This is a genomic window from Synechococcus sp. CCAP 1479/10 (assembly GCF_019038515.1).
In the GTDB taxonomy this organism is placed as follows: Bacteria; Cyanobacteriota; Cyanobacteriia; order PCC-6307; family Cyanobiaceae; genus Cyanobium.
Map to the genome: position 1 here is coordinate 59,520 of NZ_JAFKRJ010000029.1, position 19,614 is coordinate 79,133.

Here is a 19,614-nt window from a genome sequence, read left to right on the forward strand (position 1 = left end):
TCAATCAAACACAGCGGTTCGGCCTCTGTAGACCATCACCTGGCGGCGCAGGAACAGTCGCACCGCCCGGGCCAGGGCCAGCCGTTCGGTGTCGCGGCCCTTGCGGATCAGGTCCTCCACCTCGTCGCGGTGGCCCACGTGCATGGTGGCCTGCTCGATGATCGGCCCGCCGTCCAGCTCCTCGGTGACGAAGTGGGCGGTGGCGCCGATCAGCTTCACCCCCCGCTCCCAGGCGCGGTGGTACGGCTGGGCCCCCTGGAAGGCGGGCAGGAAGGAGTGGTGGATATTGATCACCTGGGAGAAGCGGGCCAGGAAGGCGGGGCTCAGCACCTGCATGTACTTGGCCAGCACCACCAGCTCGATCCGCTCCTCCCCCAGCAGGGCCAGCTGGGCCTGCTCCACCTCCGAGCGGGAGGCCGCCGTGATCGGCAGATGCACGAAGCGGGCACCGAAATCCACCGCCAGCGCCTCCAGGTCCGGGTGGTTGGAGACCACCAGGGGCACCTGCATCGGCAGCTCGCCGGAGCGGGTGCGCCAGAGCAGGTCCACCAGGCAGTGGTCCTGGCGGCTGGCGAAGATCGCCACCCGGGGCAGGGCGTCGGAGAAGTGCACCTGGCCGTCGCCGCCGAGGCGCCCCGCCAGCGCCGCCACGGCCGGAACGATCGCCTCACGGGGCAGGCCGAACCCCTCCAGGGCCCATTCGATCCGGCTCAGGAACAGCCCCGCCCCCGCATCGGTGTGGTGGTCGGCATGGAGGATGTTGCCGCCGTTGGCGGCCACCCAGCCCGAGAGTTCGCTCACCAGCCCTGGCCGATCGGGGCAGATCAGCTGCAGGATCGCCGTGGGGGAACGCATCAATGAATCCGGAACGGATCGGTCGGAACCGTCATGGTGGCGCAGGCGGGCCGGTAAAGTCACGGCGCCAGCCACGTCACTGCACCGTCCCATGGCCGTCGCGTCGATCTCCGCGCCCCTCTCCCTGATGGGTGTCCTGCGCCGCCTCAGCCTGCTTGCCGTGGCCCTGGTGCTCAGCGTTTCCCTGGTGGCCTGCTCGGGCGAGCAGACCCGCAAGCCGCCGACGATCAGCCCCGCCGACATGACCCTGATCGCCCGCCAGACCGAAGGGTTCCTGGCCGCGAAGGAGCGCCTGCCGGAACTGGCCGATCTGGTCAACGAGCGCAACTGGGTCTTCACCCGCAACCTGATCCACGGCCCGATGCAGGATCTGGGTCGCCAGATGCTCTACATCAACCAGCGCCTGCTGCCGGCCGACCGGGCCGAGGCCGCCAAGCGGGCCACCAAGCTGAAGGCCTCCCTGGCCAAGCTCGATGAGGCCGCCCGTCTGCAGGACGGCGAGAACCTCCGCAAGGACTACATCAAGGTGGCCACCGGCTTCAGCTCCTACGCCGAGGTGATTCCGGCCGAAGCCATCGCCATGGCCGAATCCTTCAGCGCCGAGGCCAAGGTGTCCAACGCCGTGCCGCCGGCCCCCTCGCCCAACACCCCCGCGCCCCAGCCGGTCGCCAGCGGCGACGCCTGATCCACACCCCGGCGGGGCCCCCTCCCCCACCTCGGTGATCGTGGTGGGGGGAGGCATCGTGGGCCTGGCCTGCGCCTGGTTCCTTCAGTGCCGCGGCCACACGGTGCTGCTGCTCGATCCGGCCCAGGCAGCCGCCCCGGTCGATTGCCCTGCCGAGGGCCCCGAGCGCAGCGGCAGCCTGGCCGCCCTCGGGGTGCTGATGGCCGACAGCTTCCACCGGGAGCGGGGCCGGGCCTGGGACCTGCGTCGGCGCAGCCTGGAGCTCTGGGCCCAGTGGCGCCAGGAGTTGGCTCGACGGGGGCATCCAATCCCCTACCGCTCCGGTGTGCTGCTGCTGGCGGCGGATGGGGACGAGGAGGAACGCCTCGCGGCCCTGGGGGCACGCAAACGGGCCCTGGGCCTGCCCCTGGAGCCCTGGGACCGGCGGCGGCTGGAGCAGCTCGAACCCGGCCTGCCCCAGCCCTCCCTGGCGGGGCTCCACTCCCGCCGCGACGGCCAGCTGGATCCGGGATCGGCCCTGGCGGCCCTGGCGGCGGACGGCCGGCAACGGGGCCTGACCGTGCGGGCGGAGGCGGCCGTGGCCCTGCGGCCCGATGGCGGCGGCTGGCGGGTGGACCTGGCCGGGGGCGCAGCGGAGCGGGCGGCCTGGGTGGTGCTGGCGGCGGGGACCGCCAGCGGCGCGCTGCTGAAGGCCGCAGCGGGGGTGGCCGCGGGGGTGGACGGTGGCCCCTGGGAGCTGGAGCCGGTGCTGGGCCAGGCCCTGGAGCTGGAGCTGGACGCCCCCCTTCCCGGTCACTGGCCCGGGGTGGTGGTGTGGCGGGGCGTCAACCTGGTGCCCCGTCCCGACCTGGAGGGGGGCCGGCGCCTGTGGCTGGGGGCGACCCTGGAGCCGGGCCGCGAGGCCGACCCTGACCAGCTCAGGGAGCTGCGCGACCTGGGAGGGGCGGCACCGGAGTGGCTGCGGCAGGCCCGGGTGGTGCGCCGCTGGCAGGGCCTGCGGCCCCGCCCCGTCGGCCGGCCGGCCCCCCTGCTGGAGCAGCCGGCCCCGGGGCTGCTGCTGGCGAGCGGCCACTACCGCAACGGCATCCTGCTGGCGCCGGCCAGCGCCGCCTGGGTGGCCGGGCAGATCGAGGCCCGCCCCACCGGCACCTGAACACCGCGGCAGGCCATGAAAAAAGCCCCCCGAGGGGGGCTTGGTGCCGAGCGATCCGGGCCGGGCGGCCCGGGGATCACTTGCTCTCGGTGAACTCGGCGTCGATGACGTCATCGGCGGCGGAGGCGGTGCCGTTGCCATTGCCACCGGGGGCGGCGCCGGCGGCGGCACCCTCGGCCCCGGCCTGCTGGTACACGGAGGCACCGGCGGCGTAGAGAGCCTTCTGCAGCTCCTCGAGGCTGGCCTTGATGGCCGGGGAGTCGTCCTTCTCGAGGGCCTCCTTGAGGTCCTTGGCGAAGCCCTCCACCTTGGCCTTGTCCTCGGCGCCCACCTTGTCGCCGAGCTCGCCCAGCTGCTTCTCGGACTGGTAGATGAGGGTCTCGGCCTGGTTCTTCAGGTCGATCTTCTCCCGCTTCTCCTTGTCGGCGCTGGCATTCGCCTCGGCGTCCTTCACCATCTTGTCGACTTCGTTGTCGCTGAGGGTGGAGGCGCCGGTGATCGAGATGCTCTGCTCCTTGCCGCTGCCCTTGTCCTTGGCGGTGACACTGAGGATGCCGTTGGCGTCGATGTCGAAGGTGACCTCGATCTGGGGCACGCCACGGGGGGCGGGGGGGATGCCGTCGAGGCGGAAGGTGCCCAGCGACTTGTTGTCGGAGGCCATCTCACGCTCGCCCTGCAGCACGTGGATCTCCACGTTCGTCTGGCCGTCGACGGCGGTGGAGTACACCTCCGACTTCTTGGTGGGGATGGTGGTGTTGCGGGTGATCATCTTGGTCATCACGCCGCCGAGGGTCTCCACACCCAGGGAGAGGGGGGTGACATCAAGCAGCAGGATGTCCTTGACCTCGCCGGCCAGCACACCGCCCTGGATGGCGGCACCCACGGCCACCACCTCATCGGGGTTGACGGTCTGGTTGGGGGTCTTGTTGGTGATCCGCTTCACCAGCTCCAGCACCGCGGGGATGCGGGTGGAACCACCCACCATGACGATCTCGTCGAGTTCGCTGGTGGAGAGCTTGGCGTCCTTGAGGGCTTGCTCCACCGGCACCCGGCAGCGGTCGATCAGCTTGGAGGCGAGCTCCTCGAACTTGGCCCGGGTGAGGGTGAGGTCGAGGTGCTTGGGCCCTTCGGGGGTGGCGGTGATGAAGGGCAGATTGATCTCAGCCTGGGTGGCGCTGGAGAGTTCGATCTTGGCCTTCTCGGCCGCCTCGGTGAGGCGCTGCAGGGCCTGCTTGTCCTGGCGCAGGTCGATGCCTTCGTTGGCCTTGAAGTTGTCGGCCAGGTGATCGACGATCACCTTGTCGAAGTCGTCGCCGCCCAGGTGGGTGTCACCGCTGGTGGAGAGCACCTCGAAGACGCCATCGCCCACTTCCAGCACGGAGACGTCGAAGGTGCCGCCGCCGAGGTCGAAGACGAGGATGCGCTCGTTGCTCTTGCGATCCAGGCCGTAGGCCAGGGCCGCGGCGGTGGGCTCGTTGATGATCCGCAGCACTTCGAGGCCGGCGATCTTGCCGGCGTCCTTGGTGGCCTGGCGCTGGGAGTCGTTGAAGTAGGCGGGGACCGTGATCACCGCCTGGGTGACGGTTTCACCCAGGTACTTGCCGGCGTCCTCGGCCAGCTTGCGCAGCACTTCGGCCGAGATCTCCTCGGGGGCGAACTGCTTGCTGAGCACCGGGCACTTGATCTTGACGTTGGAGCCGGCCTTCTCGACGCCGTAGCTGACTTCCTTGGACTCCTCGTTGACCTCATCGACCCGGCGGCCGATGAAGCGCTTGACCGAATAGAAGGTGTTCTCCGGGTTCATGACCGCCTGGCGCTTGGCGATCTGTCCGACCAACTTGTCCTGGTTCTTCGTGTAGGCCACCACCGACGGCGTCGTGCGGAAGCCCTCGGCGTTGGCGATCACCGTGGGCTTGCCGCCCTCCATCACGGCGACGCAGCTGTTCGTGGTGCCGAGGTCAATACCGACGACCTTGCCCATGGATGACCACCTCCTGGTGTGGATGAAGTTCTGACTGGAGCCATCTTCCGCATCCAGGGTTCACCCAGGCGAGGGGTGGTTCCCGAACCGGTGCCGTACCGGGAAGGGGGTCTGGGCCTGTCGGAGCCTGGGATCCGGCGGACCTACGGTCGGGCGGCAGCTGCCCATGCGAGCCCATGCCAACCCCACAGGCAGCACCGGTGATCGGTGGTGGCACCGCCCTGGCGGGGGTGCTGGGGGATCCGGTGCGCCACTCCCTTTCACCGGCGATGCACAACGCCGCCATCGCCGAGCTGGGCCTCGACTGGGCCTACCTGGCCCTGCCGGTGGCGGCCGCGGACCTGGCCGTGGTGCTGCAGGGGCTGGAGGCGATCGACTGCCGCGGCCTCAACGTCACCCTGCCCCACAAGCAGGCCGCGGCCGCCCTGGCGCGGGAGCTGACGCCGCTGGCACAGCGGCTGGGGGCCGTGAACACCCTGGTGCGACGGGACGGCGGCGGCTGGCTGGGCACCAACACCGATGTGGAGGGGTTCCTGGCGCCGCTGCGAGGCCTGGCCGCCCGCGAGGCCCTGGTGCTGGGCTGCGGCGGCAGTGCCCGGGCGGTGGTGGCGGGCCTGGTGGAGCTCGGGCTGGGCCGGATCCGGGTGGCGGGCCGCGACAGCACCCGCCTGGGCCGTTTCCTCGCCTCCTGCGCCGACTGGGCCCCCGGCCTGGAGCCCCTGGCCTGGGCGCCCACGGCGGACGGTCAGCCGGACCCCCTGGCCGAAGCGCTGGCGGGCGCCGATCTGGTGGTGAACACCACGCCCCTGGGCATGGCCTCCGGCGGGGATCCGGCGGCGGCGGCGCGCTCGCCCCTGGATCCCGCCCAGGTGGCCCTGCTGCGGCCGGCCGCCACGGTCTACGACCTCATCTACATCCCCCGGCCCACCACCCTGCTGCGCCTGGCCGCTGAACGGGGCTGCCGCACCATCGACGGCCTGGAGATGCTGGTGCAGCAGGGGGCCGCCTCCCTGCGGCTCTGGAGCGGCCGGCCGGACGTGCCGGTGATCGCCATGCGGGACGCCGCCCTGGCCAGGCTGGGGGCCCCCTAGCCTGCGGGGACCGTCCACACCCGAGCCAGCGCCCCCATGGAAGGTCCTCCGATCTGGCAGCGGCTGCTGGGAGCCCTGGCCTACCTGCTGCCCCTGAGCGACGCCCTGCGCTTCGGCCAGGCCCTGTTCGACATGTTCCCGCTGCTGGGGTGGCTGGCGCTGCCGGCCCTGCCCCTGGTGGTCCTGGAGCAGGCCATCCCCTTCGGCGGCCTGGTGCTGTTCCTGCTGCTGTTCCTGCTGGTGGTGCGCAACCCCAAGGTGCCCTACCCGATCCGCTTCAACGTGCTGCAGGCGATCCTGATCGACATCGTGCTGGTGCTGCTCAGCCTGGCCTTCGACACGGTGCTGGCGCCCCTGGGCGCCGGCTTCGCCATCCGCACCCTCTCCAACACGATCTTCCTGGGCACGGTGCTGCTGGTGCTGTTCTCGGTGATCCAGAGCCTGCGGGGCAAGGAGGCCGACATCCCCACCGTCTCCGAGGCGGTGCGGATGCAGCTCTTCTGAAGGGGGCCACGGCGCTGCGATAGGGTCTTGAATCCGTCGCTGACGGGCCCCGGTGCCCTTCAGCCCCTCCACAGGCGACCATGACGCAGCCCTACTACGAAACGATGTACATCCTCCGGCCGGACATCCCGGAGGAGGAAGTCGAGACCCACGTCGCCAAGTACCGCGACATCGTCGTCGAGGCCGGCGCCGAAGTGCTCGACACCCAGATGCGCGGCAAGCGCCGCCTGGCCTACCCGATCGCCAAGCATCGGGAAGGCATCTACGTGCAGCTCAACCACAGCGGCAACGGCCAGCAGGTGGCCCTGCTCGAGCGGGCCATGCGTCTCTCCGAGGACGTGATCCGCTACCTGACCGTGATCCAGGACGGCCCCATGCCCCCGCCCCGCAGCGTCCCCGGCGCAGCGGTCGAAGTGGCCCCCACCGAAGCGGCGACGGCCTGATCCGGCTTGTTCTCCGCTGATCACTGGGCCTACATTCCCCCCAATGGGTGCTAGGCGATGACTGCGACGGACAAGTCCAAAGCCGGCGAGGAAGCTGGCGAGGAGGTCGGCCCGGAAGGCAGACCAGTGTCCCGTGGCCTGCCGGCCCAGCCGGCCTTTCCGCCCACCAGCTGGCCGGCCAGCCCGGCGCCGCCTGCGGCGAGTGTCCTGACGCCCGGCCAGCCGGTGGCCTCCGTTCCGGTGCCACCGCCGGCCAGCTTCAGTTTCGGCGAAGTTCCGTCCGCCCCGGATCCGGCCCCCATGGCCGTCGAGCCCGTTGTTGACGACCTGGGGCCTGCCGTGGAGCCCGTCCCCCCGACATCAGCGATGCCGGCGGCAGCACCGGCGGTGGCCACGGCCAAGCCCACCAGCCTGGCGATCACCACCACCGGTCCCGACGCCCAGCAGCTCGAGATGGAGCTGGCCGCCGCCCGGGATGAGCTGAAGGCCCTGCACGAGATGCTGGAGGACCTTCCTGAGATCTTCGAGCGCAAGTTCCAGCAGCGCCTGGCCACGGTGATGGAGCACCAGAAGCACCTGCTCGCCGACAACCAGGCCCTGCGGGACCGGCTCTACAGCCTCAACCCCGCCGCGGCCGATGGGCCGCCCCCGGGGTCAGGCCGCCCCCAGCCCCTGCTGCTGCCCACGGTGGCCAGGAAGCAGGGCTGGGGCCAGGCCCTGAAGCGGGCCCTGCGGCTGGGCGGCGAAGGGGCGCCCCAGAAGATCAGTCGCCACGACGACGGGCGGCCCATAACCGCGTAGGCATCCCCCACACGTAGATGAAGCCCTCGGCGGCCCTGTGGTCGAAGAGGTCCTCGGCGCCGTAGGTGGCCATGTCGGGCACATAGAGGCTGTCGCTGGCGCTGGAGCGCCCCACCACGGTGGCGCTGCCCTTCTGGAGCCGGATCCGCACCAGGCCGTTGACCGTGGCCTGGGTGCGATCGAGGAAGCCGTCGAGGGCGTCCTTGAGGGGACCGAACCAGAGGCCCTGATACACCAGATCCGCCCAGCTCATCTCGATCTGGCGCTTGTAGCGGAGCACGTCGGCGGCCAGGGTGAGGCTCTCCAGCTCCTGGTGGGCGCGGATCAGCAGCAGCAGGCCCGGGGTCTCGTAGATCTCCCGGCTCTTGATGCCCACCACCCGGTTCTCGATCATGTCGAGACGGCCGAAGCCATGGGCCCCCGCCAGGGCATTGGCCCGGCGGATCAGGGCCACCGGATCGAGGCGCTCGCCGTCGATGGCCACCGGATTGCCCTGCTCGAAGGCGATCTCCACCACCTGGCCCTCGGCCGGGGCGTCCGCCACCGAACGGGTCATGGCGTAGACCTCCTCCGGCGGCTCCACCATCGGATCCTCCAGGGGGCCGGCCTCGATGCTGCGGCCCAGCAGGTTGAGATCGATGGAATAGGGGGACTTCTTGCTCACCGGCGCCGGGATGTCGCAGCGCTCGCCGTAGGCGATCGTCTCCTCCCGGCTCATGCCCCACTCCCGGGCCGGGGCCAGCACCTTGAGGTCGGGGGCCAGGGCGCCGATGGCGACGTCGAAGCGCACCTGGTCGTTGCCCTTGCCGGTGCAGCCGTGGGCCACCGCGTCGGCCCCCACCTCCCGGGCCACCTCGACGAGGCGGCGGGCGATCAGGGGGCGGGCCAGGGCCGTGGAGAGGGGGTAGCGCCCTTCATAGAGGGCATTGGCGCGGATCGCCGGGAAGGCGAACTCGCGGATGAAGGGTTCGATCAGGTCGTCCACCCGCGACTGGCTGGCGCCGGCCGCCAGGGCCTTGAGACGGATCGGCTCCAGCTCGTCCCCCTGGCCGAGGTCGGCGGCGAAGGTGATCACCTCCTTCACCCCCCACTCGCGCATCAGGTACGGGATGCAGACGCTGGTGTCGACACCACCGGAATAGGCGAGCACCACCCGCTCGGCACGCGGTGTGCCCATGGGCGATTCAGCGCCCGCCCCCTGCTGCCCCAACGTCGCCATCCGTGCCGCTCCTGCGCTGTGGCGACCGATTCTGGCGCCTGGGGGTCATTCTCCCCCCTGGTCCGCCGGCGGCAGCCGCCAGCGCAGCAGCACCACCAGGGCCAGCAGCAGCGGCGGCCCCAGCACCAGGGCGGCCACCACCGCCGGCTGGACAGGCAGGGGCTGGGGCCAGCGCAGGCCGGCGGCGGCCAGCAGGGTGCTGAGCAGGAGGGCCGCCGACCAGAGACGGCCCACCTCCAGGAACTTGGCTGGGGTCATGGGGGCGGCGCGATAGAGTGGTGAGTCGGTCCTTGACGACCCAGCCTGACGGCATGAGCATTCTCGACACCATCAACCCCTCCCTGACCCGCTACCGGCGCAACGAGCCGGCGCCGGTGCTGCCGCTGCGGGATGAGCCCGATCTGCTGAGCCTGCTGGAGGCCAGCGGCCGCCTGGTCGCCGACGAGGAGACCGCCAGCACCGATGTGAGCACGGTGGAGGAGGAGGAGCTGTCGGCGCTGATGGGCGAGAAGGAGGATTACAACCCGGCCGACGAGCCCTCGGAGGAAGACTGGGAGGACTGACGGTCCGCTCCGGCTCCACCCTGCAGCATTTCCGATGGCCTCCCGCGACGGCCGCTTCCCTGCGGCCCTGCTCGCCCTGATCCTGCTGGCCGCCTGCCTGGCCAGTGATGCCCTGGTGGCCAATTCCATGCTGACCCTGCCGCTGGTGGTGGCGGCCCTGGTCAGCGCCGGGGTGGCGGCCCTGGGGGTGCCCCGTCTGCGGGCCCTGAAGCTCGGCCAGGTGATCCGGGAAGAAGGGCCTCAGGCCCACCACAGCAAGGCGGGCACCCCCACCATGGGTGGCCTGCTGGTGGTGCCCGTGGGGGTGCTGGTGGGGGGGCTGATCAGCCCGGAGGATCCCCGCCCGCTGGCGGTGGCGGCGGTCACCCTGGCCTACATGGCGATCGGCGCCGTCGACGACTGGCGCAGCCTCACCCGGCGCACCAACACCGGCCTGAGCCCCCGGGGCAAGCTGCTGCTGCAGGCCCTGGCCGCCGTCGGCTTCCTGGTCTGGGCCCACCAGGGCGGCTGGCTGGGGGGCGGGGTGCCCGGCGATCTGGGGCTGCCCTTCGGCCGGGTGCTGACCCTCGGACTGCTGATCTGGCCGCTGGCCCTGTTCGTGTTCCTGGCCGAGAGCAACGCCACCAACCTCACCGACGGGCTCGACGGCCTGGCCGCCGGCTGCGGCGCCATCGTGTTCACGGGCATGGGGCTGCAGCTGATGCTGCGGGGGCATGGGGGCGATCCGGTGCTGGCCGCCTTCTGCACCGCCATGGCCGGCTGCTGGCTCGGCTTCCTCAGCCAGAACCGCCATCCGGCCCGGGTGTTCATGGGGGACACGGGCTCCCTGGCCATGGGGGCCGCCCTCTCCTCGGTGGCCCTGCTCACCGACAGCCTCTGGCCCCTGCTGCTGATGGGCGGGGTGTTCTTGGCCGAATCCCTCTCGGTGATCCTGCAGGTGGGGGTGTTCAAGGCCACCAAGGGCCCCGACGGCCAGGGGCGGCGCCTGTTCCGCATGGCGCCGCTGCACCACCACTTCGAACTCGGTGGACTGCCGGAGCAGAGTGTGGTGCTCGGTCTCTGGGGCGCCAGCCTGATACTGGTGCTGGTGGGACTGGTGCTGCTGCCCTGAGCAGCCCCGCTCACCGATCCGTCGCACCCCCGGCCATGGCGTTTTTCACCTGGAAGGAAACGGGCCTCACCGCCGACTGCGCCAGCCTCGAGGCGATGGCGTCACGGTTCGAGGAGGCGGCGGCCCTGATGCGCCGCATGGCCGAGGAGGGCTTCAAGGTGGAGCGCCACCCGGAGGGCCAGCGCATCACCCACCCCGATCCGGCGGTGTTCGGGGCCTACGGCTTCGTGAGCGAGGAATCGGCAGAGAGCCAGCTCACCCTGCTGGAGGAGCCGGGCGCCTGAGGGGGGCCAGATGCGTGGGGGGCCCGGGCGCTCAGCGGCGCAGGTAGCCCACCAGCCACACCACCACGAAGGCCAGGGAAGACACGCCCAGGTAGACCAGCGTCCAGGTCTGGAAGTCCGAGACGCTCCAGCCGAAGGGCAGCAGCCCATTGGCCGCGTCACCGGCGGTGCTGAAGGCGAGAATTCGGGAGGCCAGGGGGCCGAAGCCCTGGGAGATCACGGGGAGAGCCGCAGGCATCGCGGCACGTTAGGGGAAGGGGCGCGCGCCGCGTCAGGATCGCCTGATCCGCACCCCACCCCAGCCATGGCACCAGGCCCTTCCCCCTTCCCGCGGACGGTGATGCTGCTGGGCAGCGGCGAGCTGGGCAAGGAGGTGGCCATCGCCGCCCAGCGGCTCGGCTGCCGCGTCATCGCCGTCGACCGCTACGCCTGCGCCCCCGCCATGGCGGTGGCGCAGGTGAGCGAGGTGGTGGCCATGGCCGACCCCGACGCCCTCAAGGCGGTGGTGCGGCGCCACCGGCCCGATGTGGTGATTCCGGAGATCGAGGCCCTGGCGGTGGATGCCCTGGCCGAGCTGGAGGCGGAGGGCCTCACCGTGATCCCCACCGCCCGGGCCACGGCGGTGACCATGAACCGCGACCGCATCCGTGACCTGGCTGCCGCCGGGCTGGGGCTGCGCACCGCCCGCTTCGCCTATGCCGAAAGCGCCGCCGAACTGGCGGCGGCGGCGGCGCCCCTGGGCTGGCCCGTGGTGGTGAAGCCGGTGATGAGTTCCTCGGGCAAGGGGCAGAGCGTGGTGCACGGCCCCGAGGCGATCGAAGCCGCCTGGGAGGCGGCCATGGCCGGTGCCCGGGGGGAGGGGGCGCGGGTGATCGTCGAGGAGTTCCTGCGCTTCAGCCTCGAGATCACCCTGCTGACGGTGCGCCAGTGGCAGGGTCCCACCCTGTTCTGCCCGCCGATCGGCCACATCCAGGAACGGGGCGACTACCAGTGCAGCTGGCAACCGGCCCGGCTGGGGGAGGAGCAGCTGGCGGCGGCCCAGGCGATGGCCCAGGCCGTCACCGACGACCTGGGCGGCGCCGGTCTGTTCGGGGTGGAGTTCTTCCTCTGCGGTGAGCCCGGCCACGAGGAGGTGGTGTTCTCCGAGCTCTCGCCCCGGCCCCACGACACCGGCCTGGTGACGCTGGTGGGCCAGAACCTGAGCGAATTCGAGCTGCACCTGCGGGCGGTGCTGGGGCTGCCGATCCCGGAGATCCGCAGCCTCGGCGCGGCGGCCTCCCGGGTGATCCTGGCCGGTCCGGACGTCCCCCAGGGAGCCGGAAGCCCCAGCTACGTGGGGCTGGAACAGGCCCTGGCGGTGCCGGACACCCAGGTGCTGATCTTCGGCAAACCCGAGGTCCGGCCCTGGCGGCGCCTGGGGGTGGCCCTGGCCCGCGGCGACGATGAGGCGGACGCCCGCGGGCGCGCCGATGCGGCCGCGGCCTGCGTGCAGGTGCAGACCAGCCGATAAACCGCCACCACCACTGGTTTTTCGCCGCTTTGAGCCCTATGGTGCGCCCCTGCGGGTAGCACAATGACTCAGGCCCATTCCCCCTCGAGGCTCCCTCGCTCCCGGAAGACCCGGCAGAAGAGGGAACTTGGGGCGGTGGCCCTGCCTGAGAAGACCAGCACCAGGCCCGATCCGAAGCAGCGGCCCCCGGCGCCGCACCGGTCCCGCCGCCGGCCCCTGCTCACCTTCGGCGTCGGCGTCGCCGTAGGAGCCTTGATGGCGGGCCCCCTGCCGGCCCGGATCGCCCCGTTCCTGGCGGGTCTGATCCCCAGCTCGCGGGGCATCGGCGCGGTGCTGAATCCGCTCACGATCGAGAACCGCCCGATCCTCGTGCTCGGCCGTGATGCCGTGGGCGAGAACACCGACGTGATGTTCACGGTGCGGCTCGATGGCGACATCACCCACATCACCCAGGTGCCGCGGGACACCTTCATCGAATCGCCCCAGCTGGGGGTGGTGAAGGCCAACTCCCTGTTCGCCCTCGGCGGCATCCAGACCGCCAAGGCGGAAGTGGGCACCCTGCTCGCCACCCCGGTGGAGCGCTACCTGAAGGTGAACCTCGACGCGGTCAACAAGCTGGCCGAAGCCCTCGGGGGCGTCGAGGTGGATGTGCCCAAGCGCATGTACTACGTCGACAACGCCCAGGGCCTCTACATCGACCTCTACCCCGGTAAACAGCTGCTGAAGGGCAAGGAACTGGAGGGTTTCCTGCGCTTCCGTCACGACGAGCGGGGCGACCTGGGCCGGATGGAACGCCAGCGCCAGGTGATGGCCCAGGTGTTCAGCAAGCTGGCCCAGCCGGCCACGATCGCCAAGCTGCCGGCCCTGCTGGAGATCGCCGGCAACGACATGGTCACCGACCTGTCGCCGATCGAGATGACCCAGCTGATGTCCGCCCTCGGCAAGACGAAGCTGAGCACCCAGCGGGTGCCCGGCCGGCTCTACTGGCACAACGACCTCAGCTACTGGATGCCGGACAGCAACCAGGCCTACCCCAGCGGCAGCGGCGAGGAGCCGCTGCCCTGAGGCCTCAGGCGGCGGGTCCCCGGCCGTCGTCGGGAGTGCGCCAGCCCGCGGTGAGCTCGGCCAGCAGCTGGGCCAGCCCCTCCTTCTTCGGCAGGTCAGCCTCCGCCGCCCACTCGATCTCCTGGATGCGGGCATCGGCGAGGCCCAGCAGCTCCACCAGATGGCGGTAGGCCACCCGCTCCTGGGCGTTGATGGTGGACTCCGCCGGTGAGCGCCGCCCCACCCGCACCATCATGTAGCTGAGCTTCAGGGCCAGCTGGCGGTCGTCGGAGCCGGGCAGCTGGGTCACCAGATCGTCCAGGCCCGCCACCGGCAGCCGCTCGGCCAGAAAGGCCTCCAGCTGCGCGTCGCCGAGGCCATTGGGGCTGTCGCCCTGCAACTGGGTGGCCACCTGCTCGGCCAACAGCTCCCGCTCGGCGGTGGAGCATTCGCCGTCGGCCCAGGCGACGGTGCAGACGATGCGCAGCAGGGCCGCCTGGGTGGGGGTGAGTTCAGCCATGGGTCAGGCCGCGAGGGGGATGGGGGGATGCTGCTCCAGCACGTGCCGCAGGTAGCGGCCGGTGTGGCTGGCGGCGTTCTGGGCCACGGTCTCGGGGGTGCCGACGGCCACGATCTGGCCCCCCTTGTCACCGCCCTCGGGTCCGAGGTCGACCAGCCAGTCGGCACAGCGGATCACATCGAGGTTGTGCTCGATCACCAGGATCGAATTGCCCTTGTCCACCAGACGCTGCATCACGTCCATCAGCTTGTGGACGTCGTAGAAGCTCAGGCCCGTGGTGGGCTCGTCGATCAGGTAGAGGGTCTTGCCGGTGGCGCGGCGGGAGAGCTCGGTGGCCAGCTTCACCCGCTGGGCCTCACCGCCGGAGAGGGTGGGGGCGGGCTGGCCCAGCTTGATGTAGCCGAGACCCACGTCCACCAGGGTGCTGAGACGCTCGCCGGCCTGGGGGATGGCGGCGAACACCTCGGCGGCCTGCTCCACCGTCATCTCCAGCACATCGGCGATGGTGTGGCCCCGGAACGTCACCTGCAGGGTCTCGCGGTTGTAGCGGGCCCCCTTGCAGACGTCGCACTGGACATAGACATCGGGGAGGAAGTTCATCTCGATCACGTTCACCCCCTGGCCGCTGCAGGCCTCGCAGCGGCCGCCCTTGACGTTGAAGCTGAACTGACCCACCTGGTAGCCGCGGGCCTTGGCCTCCACCGTGGCGGCGAACACCTGGCGGATCGGATCGAAGGCGCCGGTGTAGGTGGCGGGGTTGGAGCGGGGGGTGCGGCCGATCGGCGACTGGTCGATGACGATCACCTTGTCGATCGCCTTGATGCCCCGCAGCTCCTCAAGGCCGGAGGGGAAGGGCACCTTCATGCCGAGGCGGTTCTCCAGGGCCGGGTGCAGCAGCTCGTTCACCAGGGTGCTCTTGCCGCTGCCGCTCACCCCGGTGACGCACACCAGCCGGCCGAGGGGGATCTCCACGTCGATGCCCTGGAGGTTGTTGCGGGTGCAGTTGGCCAGGGTGAGCCGGCGGCTGCCGGCATCGCGGCGCTCGGCGGGGGTGGGGATGGAGCGGCGACCGCTCAGGTAGGCGCCGGTGAGGGAGGCCTCGGCGTTGAGCAGGTCGTCGAGGGAGCCCTCGGCGACGATGTGGCCGCCATGGACGCCGGCACCGGGGCCGATGTCGACGAGGTAGTCGGCGGCGCGGATCGTGTCCTCGTCGTGCTCCACCACGATCAGGGTGTTGCCCAGGTCGCGCAGCTTGGTGAGGGTGGCCAGCAGGCGGTCGTTGTCGCGCTGGTGCAGGCCGATGCTGGGTTCGTCGAGCACGTACAGGACGCCGGTGAGGCCGGCGCCGATCTGGGTGGCCAGGCGGATCCGCTGGGCCTCCCCGCCGGAGAGGGTCATGGCGGGCCGGTCCAGGCTCAGGTAGTCGAGGCCGACATCGAGCAGGAAGCGCAGGCGCATGCGGATCTCCCGCAGCACCAGGTCGCCGATCTGGATCTGGCGGCTGCTGAGCAGGGGCTCGGCCCCTTCGCTGGCCCCCACGCCCATCAGGGCCTCGATGCGCTCCAGGGTGACGGCCACGCTCACGGAGGTGAGCTCGTGGATGGCGTAGGGGCCCACCCGCACCGCCAGGGCTTCGGGCCGCAGCCGCAGGCCGTGGCAGCTCTCGCAGGGCACCAGCTCCAGGTACTTCTCGAGCTTCTGGCGCATGGATTCGCCGCTGGCATCGCGCAGCTGGCGCTCCAGGATCGGCAGGATCCCCTCGAAGGGCCGCACGTAGCCCTCGCTCTTGCGGTAGCGGCTGTCGGCCTTGATGGCGATCGGCTCCTGGCTGCCCTGCAGCAGCACCGTGCGCTGGGCGTCGGTGAGCTGGTCCCAGGGGGTCTTGAGCTCGAAGCCGAAGGCCTCGCCGACGCTGAACAGCAGGGAGAAGTAGTAGCTGTTCTCCTTGTCGCTCCAGGGGGCGATGGCGGCGTACACCGGCAGGGAGGGGTCGGGCACCACCCGCTCCACGGTGAACCTGCGCAGGTGGCCGATGCCGTGGCAGTCGGGGCAGGCGCCGTAGGGGCTGTTGAAGGAGAACAGGCGCGGCGAGAGCTCCTCCATCACGGCGCCGTGCACGGGGCAGGCGAAGTTCTCGGAGTAGAGCCGCTCCCGCTCCACGCCCTCGGGCAGGGGTTCGTCGGCCTTGGGCACCACCTCCACCAGGGCCAGTCCCTCGCCGCGCTTGAGGGCGGTGCGCAGGGAATCGGTGAGGCGCTCGTTGATGCCCTCGCGGGCCACCAGCCGGTCGACCACCACCTCGATGTGGTGGGCGTGGTTCTTGTCGAGCTCGATGTTGTCGGCCAGCTCGCGCACCTCGCCGTTGATCCGCACCCGGGCGAAGCCCTCCGCCACCAGGCCGGCCAGCAGCTTCACGTGGGTGCCCTTCTTGCCCCGCACCACGGGGGCCAGCAGCTGGTAGCGGGTGCCCTCCGGCAGGGTGAGGATCTGGTCCACCATCTCGTCGATGGACTGGGGCTTGATCGAGCGGTCGCACTGGGGGCAGTGGGGTTCGCCGGCGCGGCCGTAGAGCAGGCGCAGATAGTCCTGGATCTCCGTCACCGTGCCGACGGTGGAGCGGGGGTTGTGGCTGGTGGACTTCTGGTCGATCGAGATGGCGGGCGAGAGCCCCTCGATCGCATCCACGTCCGGCTTGTCCACCTGGCCGAGGAACTGGCGGGCGTAGGCGGAGAGGCTCTCCACGTAGCGCCGCTGGCCCTCGGCGAAGATCGTGTCGAAGGCGAGGGAGCTCTTGCCGCTGCCGCTCACCCCGGTGAACACCACCATGCGGTTGCGCGGGATGGTGAGATCGACGTTGCGCAGGTTGTGCTGGCGGGCCCCACGGACCCGGATCACATCCTCGAGGCTGCCGCCGGTGAGGGTGCGCAGGGCCTGGTCGGGAGAGGGGACGGCATCCTCCGGCAGCTTGCCGGAGGTGCCGTTGCCGGGAGCCGCGCTCTTGCTGGAGGATCCGACGCGGGCACGGGGCATGGGGGGCGGTCGGCAGCCGATGAGTCTACGGGGGATGGCCCTGGGACAGGCTCAGGCCAGGGCCGGCAGGGGGGCGGCGGCGGCGCAGAGCTCCAGGCTCGCGTCCCAGAGGCGCCGGCACTGGTCGGCATCGAGGGCGGCCGGGGCGATGCGCACCTCGGTGGGCCAGCCCCGCATGCCGCCGACCTGGTCGGGGCCGTAGTGGCCACCGGGCTTGGCCTCGGGCGCGGTGGCGGCGAACAGCTGGGGCAGGGCCCCCATGGCGGCGCTCTGGAAGAGGGGATCCATCAGCCGGTAGGCGAGGGGCTCGAGGCGGGAGCCGGTGGCGGCGATCGAGGCGGGCTGGAGATTGGTGCGGGCGATGCCGGGGTGGGCGGCCAGGGAGAGAACGGGGCTGCCCTGGTCGGCGAGGCGCCGCTGCAGCTCAAGGGCGAACATCACATTGGCCAGCTTGCTCTGGCCGTAGGCCCGCCAGCGGTCGTAGCGGTGCTCGCCCTGGAGGTCGTCGAAGGCGATGCGGCCGAAGTACTGGGCCCCGGAGGTGACGGTGACCACCCGGGCACCGGGCCGGTCACGCAGCAGGGGCAGCAGGGCGATGCTGAGGGCGAAGTGGCCCAGATGGTTGGTGCCGAACTGGAGCTCGAAACCCTGGCGGGTGAGGCGGCGTGGCGGCGCCATGACGCCGGCGTTGTTGATCAGCAGATCGAGGCGGCCGTAGCGCTCCGCGACGGTCCCGGCGGCGGCGGCCACGCTGGCCAGGTCGGCCAGATCCAGGGGCAGCACGTCGAGGGCGCCGGTGGAGGCCGCGGCCGTGAGCAGCTCCTCGCGGGCCTGTTCCGCCTTGGCCAGGGAACGGCAGGCCAGCAGCACGGTGGCGCCGCGGGCCGCCAGGGCCCGGGCCGTTTCCAGACCCAGGCCACTGTTGGCACCGGTGACCAGGGCAATCCGGCCGGACTGGTCAGGGATGTCGGCGGCGGTCCAGCGCATGGCGATCGGGAAGCGAAAAGCGTTTGTGGGAGAGCCGTCAGCCGGAGCCGTCCTCCTTCGCTGAAATCGTAACGGAATGTGACGGACCCGGTCCTTCGCGGCGCAGCAGGAAGAAGAAGGGGGTCTCCATGCCCTTGAGGTCCATCACCCCCAGCACGGTGTCGTCGTCCACCTTGCGGAAGACATCGTTGATGGGCAGATGGTCGTACTGCATCGTGGCGCTCTCCACGCCGCGGTAGCGGGTCATCCGCAGCCGGGCCCCGGAGCGGCGGGTGCTGAACAGGGGCAGCAGCAGCTGGAACAGGCGGCCGGCCAGCGGCGCGGTGGGGATCGGCACACGCCCGCTCAGGCGCAGCCCCGGCCCCATGGCCCTCGGCTCCAGGCAGGTGAGGCCGCCGCCGAGCGTGTGGAACACCAGCGGATGGACCTCCTCGGCGCTGTCGAAGCGCTTGCCATGCCAGTGGAAGGCCTCCAGGGCGCCGTCGAGCGGGTGGCCGGTGGGGACGCTCTCCCCCGTCCAGGCTCCGAGCATGAACGCGACCTCCACCGGAGGGAGGGCATCGAAGCGGGCGAAGGCCGCCTCCGTGCTGCTGGTGGTGCTGGTGCTGCTGGTGGCGGGGGGCGAACCCATGCCGGGTTCCGGCGTCAGGTCTCCATTGTCCGGCGCCGACGGGTGCCGCGCGGGGATTCCCCCCAGCGGCGGCGGTAGTCGGCAGCGGTGCCGCCGCAGGCCAGGAGTCCGGCAGCCTGCATCAACTCGGCGATGCTGCGGTGGTCCTGGTCGGCCTCCAGCAGGAGCTGTCGCAGGCGGCAGAGGCGCAGCCGCTTGGCCTCCGCCATCGGCGAGCGCCCCAGTTCCTCCTGGAAGCCGTACTGCAGGTTGCGGACGGAGAGGTCCATGGCCCGGCTCAGCTCCTCGATGCGGAAACGGTGGGTCAGGTGCTCCTGGATCCAGTCGCGGGCATCGGCCACGGCCTGGCGCCGACGCCGGGCGGTGATGCGTTCAGGGCCCTGGTCGCTGTCGGGGGGGTGGCACCACTGGTGCAGGGCCTCCTCCAGGGCCGCGGCGGCATGTTGCGAGCCCCCCGGCTCCCAGGCGGCGGCCCGGGCCAGCTGCAGCCCGGCCGCGATCAGCTGCCGGCTGGCGTGCCCCTGGTCGAGCAGCGGAGACGGCGGCGCCGCACCCCGGAGACAAGGCTGGGGAATCAGGATCGAGAGACCGGTGATGGCATCGCTGGTGCGCCCCCGCATGGCATCGCCCGGGCGGAACAGCAGGGCCATGCCCGGTTCCGCCACCCGCTCGACACCGTTGATCCACTCCTGGGTCAGCCCCCGGAGCGGTATCCAGAGCACCCCGTGGCCGCATTGCTCCCGCTGCAGTTCCAGCCGGCCGCGACCGCTGAGCAGCAGCACCTGGAACTCCTCCACGGCGCCGCAGCGGATCTGGGCCTCGAACGGCGGCGAGCCCGGCAACAACCGGCTGCGGTGATGGCCGAGGGTGCTGGCCACCAGGCTGTCCCACTGGCCGAACGCCCTGGTGTGCAGAACCGTGCGCAGGCCCGGTGCGTCCAGCAGCTGCCGCGGTTGCAGACCGGCCAAGGCGCTGGTGCGTGTGTCTCTGTTCTACAGCGACCAGCACAGGGCGTCCCGCTCGCCAATCAAGAGACTTGCCTTTCTCTCACATCGGCATCCACATGTGCCCATGAAAATGCATTGTCTTCTGGATTGAGTTTCACGCGGTGGGTACGGATGTCCTGCTCGACAAGATGCAGGGGGTTTTTCCCATGGATTGTTCGTGGCCTGCTGAGCATCCTTCCGCTCCGGGGGCGTCAG

The 19,614-nt window shown here is 71.1% G+C and carries 20 protein-coding genes and 1 pseudogene; 11 read left to right on the plus strand and 10 right to left on the minus strand.

What is annotated here, in order from left to right:
- Entirely contained in the window at positions 1 to 855 is an 855-nt protein-coding gene (gene purU / locus KUG39_RS10990; protein WP_216912794.1) for a formyltetrahydrofolate deformylase, read from the minus strand.
- Positions 856 to 979: 124 nt separating this feature from the next.
- Here purU and psbQ point away from each other — a divergent pair.
- Positions 980 to 1,435 (plus strand): annotated as a pseudogene (gene psbQ, locus KUG39_RS10995) (photosystem II protein PsbQ); the annotation flags it as partial.
- A gap of 148 nt (positions 1,436 to 1,583) precedes the next feature.
- A complete protein-coding gene (locus KUG39_RS11000) occupies positions 1,584 to 2,693 on the plus strand; it encodes an NAD(P)/FAD-dependent oxidoreductase (protein WP_216912798.1) in 1,110 nt (369 codons plus the stop codon).
- Positions 2,694 to 2,769: 76 nt separating this feature from the next.
- Here KUG39_RS11000 and dnaK read toward each other — a convergent pair whose 3' ends face one another.
- Positions 2,770 to 4,674: a molecular chaperone DnaK gene (gene dnaK, locus KUG39_RS11005; RefSeq protein WP_190609936.1), complete on the minus strand. Its 1,905-nt coding sequence runs from the start codon at positions 4,672 to 4,674 to the stop codon at positions 2,770 to 2,772.
- A 176-nt stretch (positions 4,675 to 4,850) separates the two neighbouring features.
- Here dnaK and KUG39_RS11010 point away from each other — a divergent pair, with 176 nt between their 5' ends.
- From KUG39_RS11010 to KUG39_RS11025, 4 genes are all read left to right on the plus strand, one after another.
- Positions 4,851 to 5,765: a shikimate dehydrogenase gene (locus KUG39_RS11010; protein WP_216912800.1), complete on the plus strand. Its 915-nt coding sequence runs from the start codon at positions 4,851 to 4,853 to the stop codon at positions 5,763 to 5,765.
- Positions 5,766 to 5,801: 36 nt separating this feature from the next.
- Positions 5,802 to 6,269 carry a Tic20 family protein gene (locus KUG39_RS11015; protein WP_094586244.1) on the plus strand — a complete coding sequence of 156 codons (468 nt, stop codon included), beginning with the start codon at positions 5,802 to 5,804 and terminating at the stop codon, positions 6,267 to 6,269.
- 80 nt (positions 6,270 to 6,349) lie between these two features.
- Positions 6,350 to 6,712, plus strand: a complete 363-nt coding sequence (rpsF, locus tag KUG39_RS11020) for a 30S ribosomal protein S6 (protein ID WP_094586245.1) — start codon at positions 6,350 to 6,352, stop codon at positions 6,710 to 6,712.
- A gap of 57 nt (positions 6,713 to 6,769) precedes the next feature.
- Positions 6,770 to 7,513, plus strand: a complete 744-nt coding sequence (locus KUG39_RS11025) for a hypothetical protein (protein ID WP_216912874.1) — start codon at positions 6,770 to 6,772, stop codon at positions 7,511 to 7,513.
- On the opposite strand, the gene KUG39_RS11030 is transcribed toward KUG39_RS11025, so the two are convergent.
- Positions 7,476 to 8,690, minus strand: coding sequence for an argininosuccinate synthase (locus KUG39_RS11030; RefSeq protein ID WP_216912802.1), 1,215 nt, complete (start codon positions 8,688 to 8,690; stop codon positions 7,476 to 7,478). The genes KUG39_RS11025 and KUG39_RS11030 overlap by 38 nt on opposite strands.
- A gap of 87 nt (positions 8,691 to 8,777) precedes the next feature.
- Positions 8,778 to 8,990, minus strand: coding sequence for a hypothetical protein (locus KUG39_RS11035; protein WP_094586248.1), 213 nt, complete (start codon positions 8,988 to 8,990; stop codon positions 8,778 to 8,780).
- Positions 8,991 to 9,043: 53 nt separating this feature from the next.
- On the opposite strand from KUG39_RS11035, the gene KUG39_RS11040 reads away from it, so the two are divergent.
- Genes KUG39_RS11040 through KUG39_RS11050 form a run of 3 tightly spaced genes read left to right on the plus strand, consistent with a single transcriptional unit; the run spans position 9,044 to position 10,690 of the window.
- Complete coding sequence (locus KUG39_RS11040) at positions 9,044 to 9,295, plus strand: DUF3134 family protein (RefSeq protein ID WP_015109952.1); 252 nt, start codon at positions 9,044 to 9,046, stop codon at positions 9,293 to 9,295.
- Positions 9,296 to 9,329: 34 nt separating this feature from the next.
- Positions 9,330 to 10,406 carry a phospho-N-acetylmuramoyl-pentapeptide-transferase gene (mraY, locus tag KUG39_RS11045; protein WP_216912804.1) on the plus strand — a complete coding sequence of 359 codons (1,077 nt, stop codon included), beginning with the start codon at positions 9,330 to 9,332 and terminating at the stop codon, positions 10,404 to 10,406.
- Positions 10,407 to 10,441: 35 nt separating this feature from the next.
- Complete coding sequence (locus tag KUG39_RS11050) at positions 10,442 to 10,690, plus strand: hypothetical protein (protein WP_216912806.1); 249 nt, start codon at positions 10,442 to 10,444, stop codon at positions 10,688 to 10,690.
- Positions 10,691 to 10,721: 31 nt separating this feature from the next.
- Here KUG39_RS11050 and KUG39_RS11055 read toward each other — a convergent pair whose 3' ends face one another.
- Positions 10,722 to 10,928, minus strand: a complete 207-nt coding sequence (locus KUG39_RS11055; protein WP_094586251.1) for a 5'-phosphoribosylglycinamide transformylase — start codon at positions 10,926 to 10,928, stop codon at positions 10,722 to 10,724.
- Between the two features lie 66 nt (positions 10,929 to 10,994).
- Here KUG39_RS11055 and purT point away from each other — a divergent pair, with 66 nt between their 5' ends.
- Positions 10,995 to 12,200, plus strand: coding sequence for a formate-dependent phosphoribosylglycinamide formyltransferase (gene purT, locus KUG39_RS11060; protein ID WP_216912808.1), 1,206 nt, complete (start codon positions 10,995 to 10,997; stop codon positions 12,198 to 12,200).
- A 135-nt stretch (positions 12,201 to 12,335) separates the two neighbouring features.
- Positions 12,336 to 13,265 carry an LCP family protein gene (locus KUG39_RS11065; RefSeq protein ID WP_353617320.1) on the plus strand — a complete coding sequence of 310 codons (930 nt, stop codon included), beginning with the start codon at positions 12,336 to 12,338 and terminating at the stop codon, positions 13,263 to 13,265.
- 4 nt (positions 13,266 to 13,269) lie between these two features.
- Here the strand turns inward: KUG39_RS11065 and KUG39_RS11070 are convergent, their stop codons facing one another.
- Genes KUG39_RS11070 through KUG39_RS11090 form a run of 5 tightly spaced genes read right to left on the minus strand, consistent with a single transcriptional unit; the run spans position 13,270 to position 19,380 of the window.
- Positions 13,270 to 13,764 (minus strand): tellurite resistance TerB family protein, encoded by a 495-nt coding sequence (locus KUG39_RS11070; RefSeq protein ID WP_216912812.1) that lies wholly within the window; start codon positions 13,762 to 13,764, stop codon positions 13,270 to 13,272.
- 3 nt (positions 13,765 to 13,767) lie between these two features.
- Positions 13,768 to 16,794 (minus strand): excinuclease ABC subunit UvrA, encoded by a 3,027-nt coding sequence (uvrA, locus tag KUG39_RS11075; protein WP_286190978.1) that lies wholly within the window; start codon positions 16,792 to 16,794, stop codon positions 13,768 to 13,770.
- A 51-nt stretch (positions 16,795 to 16,845) separates the two neighbouring features.
- On the minus strand, positions 16,846 to 17,781 hold the full coding sequence (locus KUG39_RS11080) for an oxidoreductase (protein WP_216912814.1): 936 nt from the start codon (positions 17,779 to 17,781) through the stop codon (positions 16,846 to 16,848).
- Between the two features lie 37 nt (positions 17,782 to 17,818).
- Complete coding sequence (locus KUG39_RS11085; RefSeq protein WP_094586260.1) at positions 17,819 to 18,412, minus strand: DUF4334 domain-containing protein; 594 nt, start codon at positions 18,410 to 18,412, stop codon at positions 17,819 to 17,821.
- A gap of 14 nt (positions 18,413 to 18,426) precedes the next feature.
- Complete coding sequence (locus KUG39_RS11090; protein ID WP_094586261.1) at positions 18,427 to 19,380, minus strand: helix-turn-helix domain-containing protein; 954 nt, start codon at positions 19,378 to 19,380, stop codon at positions 18,427 to 18,429.
- Positions 19,381 to 19,614 lie beyond the last annotated feature (234 nt).